The organism is Sagittula sp. P11 (assembly GCF_002814095.1).
Classification (GTDB): Bacteria; Pseudomonadota; Alphaproteobacteria; order Rhodobacterales; family Rhodobacteraceae; genus Sagittula.
The window spans coordinates 249,907-262,473 of sequence record NZ_CP021914.1 but is presented as its reverse complement, the minus strand read 5'-3'; the positions used below and the strand labels follow the sequence as shown (position 1 = coordinate 262,473).

General features: G+C 65.3%; 14 protein-coding genes. 8 read left to right on the top strand and 6 right to left on the bottom strand.

The genetic code is table 11. The features are described from left to right. Positions 1-2: 2 nt before the first annotated feature. Together CDO87_RS23245 and CDO87_RS23240 are read left to right on the top strand one after the other, a co-directional pair. Entirely contained in the window at positions 3-701 is a 699-nt protein-coding gene (locus CDO87_RS23245) for a hypothetical protein (RefSeq protein WP_100931287.1), read from the top strand. Beyond that, the gene (locus CDO87_RS23240) at positions 698-1,723 is read left to right on the top strand and encodes a zinc-binding dehydrogenase (RefSeq protein ID WP_100931286.1); all 1,026 of its coding nucleotides are present in this window, start codon (positions 698-700) and stop codon (positions 1,721-1,723) included. The genes CDO87_RS23245 and CDO87_RS23240 overlap by 4 nt, the downstream gene beginning before the upstream one ends. Before the next feature lie 18 nt (positions 1,724-1,741). Here CDO87_RS23240 and CDO87_RS23235 read toward each other — a convergent pair whose 3' ends face one another. Both CDO87_RS23235 and CDO87_RS23230 read right to left on the bottom strand, forming a co-directional pair. Then, complete coding sequence (locus CDO87_RS23235; RefSeq protein ID WP_100931285.1) at positions 1,742-2,905, bottom strand: Xaa-Pro peptidase family protein; 1,164 nt, start codon at positions 2,903-2,905, stop codon at positions 1,742-1,744. Further along, positions 2,902-3,726 carry a sugar phosphate isomerase/epimerase gene (locus CDO87_RS23230; protein ID WP_157815099.1) on the bottom strand — a complete coding sequence of 275 codons (825 nt, stop codon included), beginning with the start codon at positions 3,724-3,726 and terminating at the stop codon, positions 2,902-2,904. Before CDO87_RS23230 ends, CDO87_RS23235 begins: the two co-directional genes overlap by 4 nt. A gap of 145 nt (positions 3,727-3,871) precedes the next feature. On the opposite strand from CDO87_RS23230, the gene CDO87_RS23225 reads away from it, so the two are divergent. From CDO87_RS23225 to CDO87_RS23205, 5 genes are read left to right on the top strand one after another with little or no spacing between them, the layout of a single operon-like run. Further along, entirely contained in the window at positions 3,872-4,861 is a 990-nt protein-coding gene (locus tag CDO87_RS23225) for a TRAP transporter substrate-binding protein (RefSeq protein ID WP_157815098.1), read from the top strand. A gap of 1 nt (position 4,862) precedes the next feature. Then, on the top strand, positions 4,863-5,333 hold the full coding sequence (locus tag CDO87_RS23220; RefSeq protein WP_100931283.1) for a TRAP transporter small permease: 471 nt from the start codon (positions 4,863-4,865) through the stop codon (positions 5,331-5,333). Then, on the top strand, positions 5,330-6,607 hold the full coding sequence (locus CDO87_RS23215) for a TRAP transporter large permease (protein WP_100931282.1): 1,278 nt from the start codon (positions 5,330-5,332) through the stop codon (positions 6,605-6,607). The genes CDO87_RS23220 and CDO87_RS23215 overlap by 4 nt, the downstream gene beginning before the upstream one ends. A gap of 7 nt (positions 6,608-6,614) precedes the next feature. Then, the gene (locus CDO87_RS23210) at positions 6,615-7,607 is read left to right on the top strand and encodes a zinc-binding dehydrogenase (RefSeq protein ID WP_100931281.1); all 993 of its coding nucleotides are present in this window, start codon (positions 6,615-6,617) and stop codon (positions 7,605-7,607) included. Between the two features lie 11 nt (positions 7,608-7,618). After that, positions 7,619-8,443 (top strand): aldo/keto reductase, encoded by an 825-nt coding sequence (locus CDO87_RS23205; protein WP_100931280.1) that lies wholly within the window; start codon positions 7,619-7,621, stop codon positions 8,441-8,443. Between the two features lie 24 nt (positions 8,444-8,467). Here CDO87_RS23205 and CDO87_RS23200 read toward each other — a convergent pair whose 3' ends face one another. Together CDO87_RS23200 and CDO87_RS23195 are read right to left on the bottom strand one after the other, a co-directional pair. Beyond that, a complete protein-coding gene (locus CDO87_RS23200; RefSeq protein WP_100931279.1) occupies positions 8,468-9,196 on the bottom strand; it encodes an SDR family NAD(P)-dependent oxidoreductase in 729 nt (242 codons plus the stop codon). After that, entirely contained in the window at positions 9,193-10,089 is an 897-nt protein-coding gene (locus tag CDO87_RS23195; RefSeq protein ID WP_100931278.1) for an NAD(P)-dependent oxidoreductase, read from the bottom strand. The genes CDO87_RS23200 and CDO87_RS23195 overlap by 4 nt, the downstream gene beginning before the upstream one ends. Positions 10,090-10,216: 127 nt before the next feature. Here CDO87_RS23195 and CDO87_RS26925 point away from each other — a divergent pair, with 127 nt between their 5' ends. Beyond that, positions 10,217-10,927, top strand: a complete 711-nt coding sequence (locus CDO87_RS26925) for a GntR family transcriptional regulator (protein WP_198521911.1) — start codon at positions 10,217-10,219, stop codon at positions 10,925-10,927. 95 nt (positions 10,928-11,022) lie between these two features. On the opposite strand, the gene CDO87_RS23185 is transcribed toward CDO87_RS26925, so the two are convergent. Continuing rightward, a complete protein-coding gene (locus CDO87_RS23185) occupies positions 11,023-11,463 on the bottom strand; it encodes a type II 3-dehydroquinate dehydratase (RefSeq protein WP_100931277.1) in 441 nt (146 codons plus the stop codon). 88 nt (positions 11,464-11,551) lie between these two features. Further along, positions 11,552-12,535: a sialic acid TRAP transporter substrate-binding protein SiaP gene (locus CDO87_RS23180; protein ID WP_100931276.1), complete on the bottom strand. Its 984-nt coding sequence runs from the start codon at positions 12,533-12,535 to the stop codon at positions 11,552-11,554. Positions 12,536-12,567 lie beyond the last annotated feature (32 nt).

Genomic DNA, 12,567 nt, shown 5'->3' with positions numbered 1-12,567 from the left:
CCATGACCCTGCCCGGAACCGCCTTTCTGGCCCTTTGGCATGACATCGACCCCGCGTCACAAACGGAATACATGGAGTGGCACACGCGCGAACACATGCCCGAGCGCCTCTCGATCCCGGGCTTTCTGGTCGGCAAGCGACTGATCGACCAGAGCCGGCAGCGGTATCGGTACGGCACCATCTACACTGCCGAGTCGGTCGAGGTCTTCCGCTCGCCCGCCTATCTGGAGCGTCTCAACAATCCGACCGAATGGTCCGGCCGGGTGCAGCCTGCGTTCCGCAACTTCCTCAGGGTCGCCTGCGACCGGCTGGCGTCGTCCGGCGTTGGCGACGGCGGCGCGATGGCCACGATCCGGCTGACCCTTGCCGAGGGCGGAAACGCCGCGCTGAAGGACGGGGCGCAGGGACTGTGCGATGACCTGCTGGCAGTTACCGGCGCCGCCTGCGTGCATGTCGGGGCCGCGCGCAACGAGGTCTCGGACATCCGCACCCGCGAAACCGAGATGCGGCCCGGCATGGCCGAGAAAGGCTTTGACGTGGTGGTTCTGATCGAAGGGAGCGGCAAGCCCGAGCTCGAGGCCTCGCTGCCCGAATTCCACCGGGTCATTGGCAACAGCGGCCTGAACCTGAGCGACCCGCAGACCATCGTCTATCACCTCGCTTATGCGCTTTCCGCCGCAGACATGGCTGCCGCGCAATGAAAGCGGTCGTCAAGCAGGCGCCGCGCGATGGCTGCATGGCGGTTGTGGACAGGGACATCCCTGTCCGTGGTCCGGGTGAGGTGCTGATCCGCATCACCGCCGCCGGGATCTGCGGGACAGACGTCGCGATCTGGAGGTGGCACGAGGCGGTGGTGGGCCAGTACGCACCGGACTTTCCGGTGGTCATCGGCCATGAATTCGCCGGGGTGGTCGTCGAAGCGCCCGAGGGCAGCAGTTTGGCGCCGGGCACGGTCGTCGGCGTCAACCCGCAGGTCGGTTGCGGGACCTGCCGGTATTGCGGTCTTGGGCGCCCGACCCTCTGCGACCGCCGGCGCATGATGGGGGGGCACATCGACGGCGGCTGGACCGAGATGGTCTGCGTGCCAGCCGCGCAGGTCTTTGCCCTGCCGCAGGGTGTCGACCCTGCCGTCGCCCCGCTGCTGGAGCCGCTTGCCGTTGCGGTCCACGCCGTGATGGAGCAGGTGCCGCTTCGTGCCGGTGATGCTGCGCTGATCGTCGGCGCCGGGCCCATCGGCCTGCTCTGCGGCATCCTCGCGCTGGAGGCGGGGGCCTCCAGGGTGGTGATCACCGGCGTCGCCGCCGATGCCGGTCGTCTCGAGCTGGCCCGTGAACTGGGGATGGAGGCTGTCGATGTCGATGCGGATGACCCTGCCGCAGCACTTGGTCCCGAGGGCGCCGACGTGATCTACGAAACCAGCGGCAACGCGGCCGTGGCGGAAAGCATGCTGAAACTGGTGCGCAAGGCCGGGCGGATCGCTCTGATCGGCCTATGCCATGGCCCCGCAACCTTCGTCACCACGCCCGCCGTGCTGAAAGAGGTGCAGTTGACTGGCTCGCGCGCCTATAACGATCCGACCTGGCGGCTGCTGATGAAGTTGCTTCCGCAGGTCGCGCCGAAAGTCCTTCGCCTGGTAACCCACCGCTTTCCGTTGGACCGCTTCGAGGACGCGTTGAAGGCCGTGGCCGCGCGCGAAGGGGTCAAAATCCTGCTGGAACCCTGACCGGACCCGTGTGAGGGCTCACCCGGGCAGGTTCCAGCCCCGCGCGGTGTCGCCATAGGCCGCGCAACCCGTCTCGGTGATGGCAACGGTGTCTTCGAGCTTGATGAACCCCAGCCGGGGGTGTTGCCATGTCGTCTCGACGGACAGCACCATCCCGGCCTCCAGCGGGCGGTCCCGGTGGAGCGCGAGGTAGGGGATCGGCCCGTCGTCCATCAGGCGGGGCGCTTCGTGGGTGATCAGCCCGACACCGTGCACCACGAACGAGAAGGAGCCTTCGCGCGGACGGGCCAGAAGATCGGCAACCGCGTCGAACGGCGTCCGGCCGGCCACGCCAGCCCGCAACGGCACCCGTGCGGCCTGCTGCACCGCTTCGATCGCGGCGAGGGCGTCTTCCAGTTCTGCCGACGGAGCGGAAAGGGTGCCCATGCGGCACAGGTCGCCGAGGTAGCCCTGAACATTACCGCCCGAGTCGAGCGACAGTATGTCCTGAGCTTCCAGAACCTGGGTGGACGGCGCCCGGTTGAGGCTTTGACCGGCGGTGATCAGGCAATATTCCCAGGTGAGGCCTCGTGCGATTTCTTCGCGGCGCAGTATCGCGACGGCGTCGTTCTTCGTCATGCCGGGGCGCAATTGCTCAAAGGTGGCCTGCATGGCGTCCACGACCCCCTCGGATGCGGCGCGCAGCAGGTCCAGCTCCCAAGGCTGCTTCACGGCGCGCAATTCTTCGAGGATCGTGACCGCGTCCACAGGCTTTGTCGCCGGCAGTCCTGTGCGCAGACACTCCCATGCGTCGGCAGGCAGGAATCCGGTTTCCACCGCCAATGCGCCCGGGGTCAGCCCCCGCTCCGCAAGCCCCCCGAGCGCGAGGTGCATGGCATCCACCGAGCCGCGCGATTTCGCCACGACCTCGGGCACCCAGAAACGATTCAGTTCTTCTTCGAACCGCTCGTTGGCATTGGCGACGTAAAAGGCGAGGTCGGGCCGACCGGCTGGGTAGACCAGAAGGGGAAGGTAACGGCTGAGCCCAATGGCATCCATCGCTTCGAACATGAAGAAGCGGTAGTTGCCCAGCAGATACTGGATGTTGTGCTTGGACGAGGCGATCAGCACGTCGACCCCGGCGTCCTGCATCAGCCGGTCGAGGCGGGCCGTGTCGAAGGGCGGCAGGGGGCGCTCGGTCATGGCTGGCGCTTTGCGTCGAAGTCCGCCATCGCGCGCCGCGACTCGGCGAGGCAAAACTCTGCCCAGGCGGCATGGCCCATGTCGGCAATCCGGCGGTGGCTGGGAATCTCGACGCTCACGATCAGGTCTGCGGGCAGGGCGCCCACGATCCCCGCAAGGTCCGCGCCGCCCTCGCCGGGCAGCAGCCGCTCCTGCCGAGCGGTGAAGAGGAGGTCTTCGACGGACTCGGCGGGGCTCGCGGGGCAGTCGCAGATCTGGAGGTAGCTCATCCGCGTGGCGGGAATTCCTCGCAGATCGTCCAGCGTGGTGGCGGACCGGGCAACGTGGATGGTGTCGATAAGCACCTCGCCGTTCGGCTGGTCGGCGTCGGTCACGACCCGCAGGGCCGCGGCGGCGCTGTTCAGCGGCGCCCAAGGCGTGAATTCGAGGTTGATGGACAGGCCGAAGGGCCGCGCCGCCTCGCACAGGGCCGCGAAGGTATCGGTCAGGCGTCCCTCGTCCTTGTCGAGGCCCGCCGCGATCACGGTCCGGGCCTTCAGCCGTCCGGCGGTCTCCAGCATCGGCATCCAGTGGCCCACGCGGGTTTCGCCGTCGATGCAGGCGATCTCGATGTCGTGGATGGGCACGCCCGTATCGGCGATGGCCCGCTCCGTTTCGCGCAGCATCGCCGCGTCTTTCCACAGCGGAAACGCCTGCCCGCCGGGCAGAGCGGGCATCAGCCGGACTCCGGCGGACTGGTAAGCAGACCTGGCTGCAAGGGTGATGGTCTCGGGCGGGGACAGTTCCAGCGTGAGGTAGGAGAGGCAGTAAGAACGGGTCACTGACGGGTCTTTCTTCTTGGATATCGACGGGTCTGCAAGACTATTGACATACTGTATGTCAGTTGCCAAGTATCGGCGACAGCCAGCTGCCATGCGCCGGTGTCACATCCGGCAGGCGCGGCAGAAAAATCAGGGAGGAGAAAACATGAACGCCTTGCTTTGCAGGATTTCCATGACCGCGGCGGCGGTGAGCATCGGCCTTGGCGCCGGTGCCGCCATGGCGCAGGACACAATCACAATGCGCATCGCCCACAACATGCCGCAGACGCACAGCTATTCGCTGTGGCTCGACAAGTTCGAAGAGGTGCTGGAGGAAGAATTCCCGGGCCGCTTCGACATCAAGGTCTTTCCCGCTGCCCAGCTTGGCACCGAGACCGAGTACCTCGAGGCGATGCAGCTGGGCACCCTGGACGGAGCTATCATGGGCCGTCATGGTCAGATCGACCCGCGGCTTGACGTGCTGAACCTGCCGATGATCTACCGCGACGACGCGCATGTCGACGCGGTGCTCCACTCGGACAGCGCGGTCGAGGCGCAGCTCAGCGACATCCTCTACGAAAAGGGCTTCAAGGTGCTGGCGTGGGGCGAGCTTGGCTTCCGCTACATCACCACGAACGGCACCGAGGTTCGCTCTGCCGCCGACCTGCAAGGGCTCGACATCCGCGTTCCCAATGTCCAGCCATGGCTGACCGCCTTCAAGGCCTGGGGCGCGAACCCGACGCCGCTGCCCTTCGAAGAGGTCTATTCGGCGCTTCAACAGGGTGTGGTGAGCGCTCAGGAGAACCCGCCGGAGAACATCTGGACGTCGAAGTTCCACGAGGTTCAGTCCACCATGAGCCTGACCGGCCACGCCAACATCCCGACGGAATTCGTGCTGTCGCGATCGTTCTGGGAAAGTCTGCCCGATGACGTGAAGGACACCGTTGTGGAGGCCGCCAAGGCCGGAAGCCTGATCCAGGTCGCCGCCGCCCGCGAGGCCAATGCCGCGCTGGTCGACAAGATCGAGGAGTCGGGCGTCACCATCGTCCGCGACATCGACAAGGAGTCGTTCCGCGCCGGTGCCGAGGAATCCTATGCCGCCTCCGAAGACACAATCGGCCGCGACCTCATCGACGCCGTTCTAGAGGCCAAGTAACGTGGCTTTGATAAACCAAGTCCTGCGCTGGTTTATCGGCATCCTCATCGTCGCGCTGGTGATCAGCGTGGCGATGGGCGTGTTCTGGCGCTACGGCCTCGGCAACTCGCTGTACTGGGCCACCGAGGTGCCGAACGTCATTCTTGTCTGGATCGTGTTCATCGGCTCGGTCGTGGCCTATTACGAACGACGCCACATCGCATTTACCGCGCTGGTCGACGCTCTGCCCGAACGGCTGCGGTGGAGCTTCCGCATCGTGGCGGAACTGGTCGTCCTCGCCTTCCTGGGCGCGTTGACCGTGTACGGCTACCAGATCGTGTCGAGCGCGATGAACAGCCTTTCGGACGCGCTGAAGATCCCGCGCGGCTACTTCTACATCTGCATGCCGCTGTCCGCCCTGCTCATGGCGGTGTGCAGCGTGGAAAACCTCTTCCGGCTGCTGCGCAGACCGGGTGAAGGAGCACCAACATGATCCTGACGATCTTCGTCGCCTTCTTCGTGCTCCTGTTGATCGGAGTGCCCGTTGCCATGGCAATCGGCGCAGCGGCGATGGGGGCCTTCTGGCTGGACGGCACCTTTCCGATGGCGCAGGTCCCCCACAAAATGGTCAACGGCGTCTATTCGTTTCCGCTGGTCGCGGTGCCACTGTTCATCCTGGCGGGTGCACTTGCGGGAGAAACCTCGATTGCCGCACGGCTGGTGCGGCTCGCCACAGCTCTGGTCGGGCACATCCGTGGCGGGCTGGGGCACGTCAACGTCGCCTCCTCGATGTTCTTCGGCGGCGTGTCTGGCTCTGCCGTGGCCGATACCGCAGCTGTGGGCAGCCTGATGATCCCGGCGATGGAGAAGCAGGGTTACAGCCGCGAGGACGCAGGCGCCATCACCATCACCTCGTCGACCATCGGCATTCTGATCCCGCCGTCGATCCCGATGGTCCTCTACGGCGTGACCGTGGGCACGTCTGTCGGCGCACTGTTTCTGGCCGGGTTGGTTCCGGGCATCCTCGTCGGTCTTTTACTCATGGTCGCGGTCTACGTCATGGCCAAGCGCAAGGGCTGGCCCCAGGCAGAACGGCGCGCACCCGCATCCGAACTCTGGGCCGCTTTCAAGGACGCGATCCTGGCGCTGCTTCTTCCGGTATTCCTGCTGGGAGCCATCGTCACCGGACTGACCACCGCCACCGAAGCCGGCGTGATCGGGGTCGTCTACGCACTGTTCCTGGCGGGCGTCGTCTATCGCGAATTCAGCTTTCGCCAGCTCGGCACCATTGTCGTCGAAGCGGCGGTCAACACCGCGATCCCGCTCTTCGTGGTCGCCACCACCTCGGTCGTCGCCTGGGTCGTGGCCATCGAGCAGTTCCCGGACTCGCTCGTCGGCTTCTTCAACGGTCTCGACGCCAGCCCATGGGTGGTGCTGATCCTGATCAACCTGTTCCTGGTGGTGATCGGGATGTTCGTCGACCTTGTCCCGGCGCTGATCCTCTTTGCCCCGATCCTGTTGCCCGTGGCCGTGGCCCAAGGCGTGGACCCTGTGCAGTTCGGCGCGATCATGGTGGTGAACCTCGGCGTAGGGCTGGTGACACCGCCGGTCGGGAACTGCCTGTATGTCGGGGCTGCGGTGGCGAAGGTGCCTGTGGGCCGGCTCGTTCGCGCCTCTCTGCCCTTCCTGCTTATCAACTTCCTGACGCTGCTGCTGGTGACCTTCGTGCCGTGGATCAGCCTCTTCCTGCCGTCGCTGTTCTACTGAGGTTCTCATGAAGGCACTCGTGTACAAGGGCAAATCCCGGATGGAGTGGGAGGACGTGCCGCCGCCGCAACCCGGCGGAGACATGGTCCTTCTCAAGGTTGCAGCCTGCGGCATCTGCGGGTCGGACATGCACGGCTATCACGGACACGATCCCCGCCGCGTGCCACCGATGATCATGGGCCACGAGGCTGCGGGCGTGGTGGAGGGCGGAGCGCTCGACGGCCAGCGGGTGGCCCTGAATCCCTTCCTCAACTGTGGCACCTGCGAACGTTGCCTGTCCGGCGCCCCGCAGCTCTGCGAGGCGCAGCGCAACATCGGCTTGCCGCCGCATGCGGGCGCCTTTGCCGAGAGCGTGCTGGTGCCCGAGCGCAACCTCGTCCCTATTCCTGATGATATGCCCTTTGACGTTGCCGCCCTGGCAGAGCCTCTGGCCGTTTCGGTGCATGCGGTCCGTCTGGGGATGCGTGCACTGGCAGAACCGCTGTCCACCGCGCGGCTGGTCGTGCTGGGCGGCGGGGCAATCGGCCTGACGACGGCACTGGTGCTGATCGCCGAAGGCGCCCGGAACGTGACGCTGGCCGAGACCTCCGCCGCGCGGCGGGCCACGGCAGAGGCGGCCTCCGCCCGGATCTGCGCCGTCGCGCCCGAGCAGGCGTCCGTGCCCGGTGACGCCGACATGCTCTTCGACGCTGTGGGTGCCGCGGCCACGCGCACACTGGCCTTTTCCCTGGCGCGGCGCGGCGGGGTGATCGTCCACAGTGGCCTTCTGCCCGGCAGCGAAGGTGTGGATGTGCGGGCGCTGACCCTGCGCGAACTGTCCTTCCTGGGTGCCTACTGCTACACGATGGCGGACTTCCGGCAGGCCATCGCCCTGCTGCGTGCCGGGGCTCTGGGCGATCTGGGCTGGGTCGAGCGACGCCCCATGTCATGCGGCAGCCGCGCCTTCGCCGACATCGACGCGGGCACCCTAGCTGCCGCGAAAATTATCCTGACCGTGTGAAAGGAAACCACATGATCCACAAGACCGTAAAAGGCATCCGCATTCCGGCCCTGGGCCTGGGCACCTTTGAGCTGACCGGCGACTCAGGCGTCGCGGCCATCCGCACCGCCATCGAACACGGCTATCGTCACATTGACACCGCGGCCCGCTACGGCAACGAGGCAGAGGTCGGCCAGGCCATTCGCGATTCCGGCGTGCCGCGGGACGAGCTGTTCGTCACCACAAAGGTTTGGTTCGACAAGCTGGCGCCCGATCAGATCCGACAGAGCGTCGCCGAAAGCCTCGACCGGCTGCAGATGGATGCGGTCGACCTGCTTCTGGTGCACTGGCCGACGCGCGAAGTGCCTTTGGCCGATACGCTCGCCACTTTTGCCGAGATGCGCGACAGCGGCAGGACCCGCAGCATCGGGGTCAGTAACTTCACGATCCCGCTGCTGGCCGAGGCGGTCGACACCTGCGGCGCCGACCTTGTGGTGAACCAAGTCGAGTATCACCCGTATCTTGCACAGGACAAACTGCTGGCCGATGCGCGCAGCCGCGACATGCTGCTGACGGCCTACCAGCCCATCGCCCGCGGCGAAGTCTTCCAGGATCCGACGATCACCCGTATTGGCGAGGCACACGGCAAGTCTGCCGCCCAGGTGACCCTGCGCTGGCTGGTGCAGCAGGACAACGTGGCGGCTATCCCGCGCTCGTCCCGGCCCGAGAATATCCGCGCGAACCTGGACATCTTCGACTTCGAGCTGAGCGATGCGGAAATGGCCGAGATCGCGGCGCTGGACCGGCAGGACCGCAAGAGCGATTTCGACTGGGCCCCGGATTGGGACAGGCCCTGAGCCTGTCCCGTTTCGGACGGCGCCTCAGTAGGTGCCGCGCCCGCCCGAGGCATCGTAAGCCACGCCGGTGGTGAAGGAATTCTCCGGGCTGGCGACGAAGGCGACAAGTGCGGCCAGTTCCTCGATCTGCAAAAGGCGACCCATAGGGATCTTGGCCTTGCTCGCCGTCACATGCTCGGGTGTCATCTGCTGAAGGAGATCGGTCTCGACCATCACCGGGGCCACGGCATTGACCAGGATCCCGGTGCGGATCAGTTCCTTGGCCAGCGACTTGGTCAGCCCGATGACACCGGCCTTGGCCGACGCATAGGCGGCGATCCCGGGCACGCCCTCCTTGCCAGCGATCGAGGCGATGTTGACGATCCGACCATAGCCTTGGGCCTTCATCTGCGGGATCACCGCACGGCAGCACAGGAAGACTGCGGTGAGGTCGATGTCGATCACCCGTTTCCAGTCGGCCAGGTCGTAGTGCTCGACATCGGCGACGGGACCATTGATGCCCGCGTTGTTCACGAAGACGTCGATCCGTCCGAAGCGCGACAAGACGTCGGCCGTCGCGGCTTCGACCGAGGCCGGATCGGTGACGTCCACCTTCATCTCTGCGGCCGGGGCATCGGATTGGCCCGGCGCGACATCGGCCAGGTCCCAGACGACGACTTGCGCGCCCTCTTGTGTCAGCCGGCGGGCGATGCCCAGCCCGATGCCGCGCGCCCCGCCGGTTACGATGGCGACCTGATCCTCGAAACGTCTCATGTGCGGCTCCGGTAGAATGCGATGGTGTCGGAAAGGCCCTGCTTCAGGGTCATGGGCTGCCACTCGGGGAAGAGCCGGGCCAGCGCGGGTTCCGCCTTGGGTCCGTCGATGGGCATGGGCGGTCCAGCCGCGTCGATCCGGGCCCCGGGCGCCAGTTCGTTGATTGTCCGGGCGATGGCAGCCGTGTCGGTCTCCCGGCCCAGCAGGGTGACAGCATTGGCGCCCTCCGGTGGAGCCTCGACCGCGGACAGGAAGATCCGCGCGACGTCGTCGGCATGGATCATGTCGATGGGACCCGTGAAAGGGATGGTATAGGACTCGCCCCGCGCGGCGGCTTCACAGGCGAGGGTCGCCCCTGCCGAAATCCCCACGTCGCGACCGGGCCCGTAGACCACGTAGGGGCGAAAACCGGTCGAGCTGATGCCGTCTTCGGCGTGGAAGGCGCGTGCGCTGTGCTCGGCTCCCAACTTGAAGGCACCGTAAAGCGTCGTGGGACGCGGCTCTGCGCCGCCGTCCGGTCCGAAGACCCCCATGCTCGACATGTAGGCGACGTTGCGGATGCCATGGGTGCGGGCGGCGAGGAAGGCGTTCAGCGTGCCGATCAGGTTGACCTCTGCGCCCAACACCGGATTGTCGCGGCAGGCGGGCGTCAGCACGCCCGCAAGGTGGACGAGTCCGTCGCACCCTTGCGCCGCCGCGATCACCGGGTCCGTCCGGACGATATCGCCGACGTGCCAGTCGATCCGGTCCGCCAGATCGCGTCCGGCGATTTCCGCAACCTTCCCGCGATTTTGATGCATGTCGAACACGACCGGATCGTGCCCGGCCTCCGCCAGCCTGCGGATGATCCACGCTCCGATGAAACCGCCGCCTCCCGTTACCAGCACCCTCATGCCTGTCTCCTTACCAATCCCTCATCCTCGTATTAACTGGTATACAGTATGTCAATTGTCCATATATTGGACCTGCCCGAGCCATCGGGTACAGTCGGCGGGATCGGGTAGAAAAAGGCATCGGGGCATGGCACTGAAAGCGAACAAGAACGTCAATCCGATGAAGAAAAGCCCCATCAACCGCCCGCAATCGCTGGCGGCGACGGTGGCCGAACGCCTGAAGGAGGCGATCCTGCGCCGCGAAATCGCTCTGGGTGAGCCGCTGTCCGAGGAGAAGATCGCCGTCGCAATGGATGTCAGCCGCACGCCCGTCCGAGAGGCGCTGACCATTTTGCAGATGCAGGGGCTGATCAACATACTGCCGCGCCGGGGCAGCATTGTCTTCAAGCCCGACGCGGAGGAACTTCGCGCGCTGGTCGACTACCGCCTGCACCTCGAGCGTCTGGTCAGCCGCCTTGCGCTGGAGCGCGCTCCAGAGGCCACCCTGCAGGGGCTTCGCGAAGCGATCTCGATGATGGACACCGCCCGGGCGGCCGACGACTCCCTCGCCTATGCCGAGGCCGACACCACCTTTCACAACACTTTCTTCGAGAACGCCGGAAACCCGTTCTTCTGCGAGGCCTTCGACATCGCTTCGGGCCGTCTTGCCGCGTTACGCGTGCATCTGTCGGCACAGCTCAGCCTGCATCGGCACACGACCTATTCGGAACACCTCATGATCGCCGACGCGGTCGAGGCACGCGACCCGGACGCGCTGCAGGACCTGCTGACCCGGCATATCGCGGCGATGGAGCCGAACTATTCCGGCGCACTTCAACTGCTGGACGACGGGGTCTGATCCCGGCGACCATCCGGCAGACCATCGAAGCAAGGCCCAACAAAGCTGGCCGGAAGGGCCTCAAACGGGGCCCTGCCGTCAGGTCTCTTCGGGACTCAGGCGTCCTCGCCGATCATCTCGATCAGGATGCGGACGGCGTGCACGTACCCTTTGGCGCCAAGCCCTGCCAGTACTGCAGTCGCGACGCCCGACACCAGTGAGTTGTGATACATCGGTTCGCGCTTGTGGATGTTCGAAATGTGGTACTCGATCAACGGTTTGCCGAACATCTTCAGCGCGTCCATGATCGCCATCGAGTAGAAGGTGAAGGCGGCCGGGTTGATGATCATCCCCGCGCTTCTGTCCGTGGCTTCGTGAATCCAGTCGATCATCGTCTCTTCGGAGTTGGTCTGCCGGAACTCGAGCGGTCGGGCACCCACGGCCTCTCGGCAAAGCGCCTCGACCTCGGCCAGCGTAGTGTGGCCGTAGATCTCCGGCTCGCGGACGCCCAGCCGGTTCAGGTTCGGGCCGTTCAGGATATAGATCGGCTTTGACATCGCATGAGTTTCCTCGTTGGCACGAAGGACCCGGACGCCGAAAGGCGTGCCGGGTGTCTGATCCTTGGTGTGGTCGATGGGCGTGGACTCAGAGGCCGTTGATGCGGTCCAGCATCCCCTCGGGCCAGTCTGCCGAAAGGTCCGACTCGAGGTACTTCGTCTGCGCATGGCTGCGGAAAGCGTCAAGGTCGGGCTCGTAGATCTTCAGCCCCTCGCCCTCGAAGAACGCGGCCAGCTCGTCCTCACGGGCAAGGTGCTGTTCGGTGCTCCAGGCAATCGCCTCGTCCGCGGCGGACTGGAAGGCTGTGCGCTGCTCTTCAGTCATTTCGTCCCAGACGCGGCTGGAGATCACCAGCAAATCGAAGGCCACAAGATGCGACGTCAGCACGATCTGGTCCGTCACCTCGTAGAACTTCATGTTCTCGACGTTCGGGAAGGGATTGTCCTGCCCGTCGATCGCGCCGCTCTGAAGGCCGGTATAGACCTCTGAATATGCCATCGGGGTCGGGTTGGCGCCAAGCGCCTCGCCCAGGAACTGCCATGCGTCACCGCCCGGCATCCGTAGTTTGACACCGGACATGTCCTCGGGCGTACGGATTTCCTTGTCGCCGCGGAGGTTCACCTGACGTGTGCCGAAATAGGTCGGACCGAGGATGTGGATGCCCAGCTGATCCTCGGCCATCGCCACCATCTCTGCACCCGCCTCGCTGGCAAAGAAGGTGCTCAGATGCTCGGCATCGCGGAACAGGTAAGCGGCGGTCAGGATCGAGAACGCGGGGATCTGCTTGGCGATGTCCTGCGGCGCAACGTTGCTCATGTCGAGGTTGCCGCGCTGAATGGCGACAAGCTCCGTGCCCTGCGCGAACAGCGTTCCGCCGTAGTACAGTTGGAGGTCGAAGCTATCCGCCACCGCGGACTTCAGTTGTTCCATCATCTCCGCGCGAATGTCGTTCTGTGTGAACACCGCCGAGAAGGTGAGTTCCCTTGCGTCCTGCGCTGCGGCGGCAAGAGGGAAAAGGGCCATGGCCGCAGCGGCGAAACCACAGACGAGCCGACGATTGAGATTTAGCATTTTTCCTCCCATAATGCCCTACGAAATTAGAA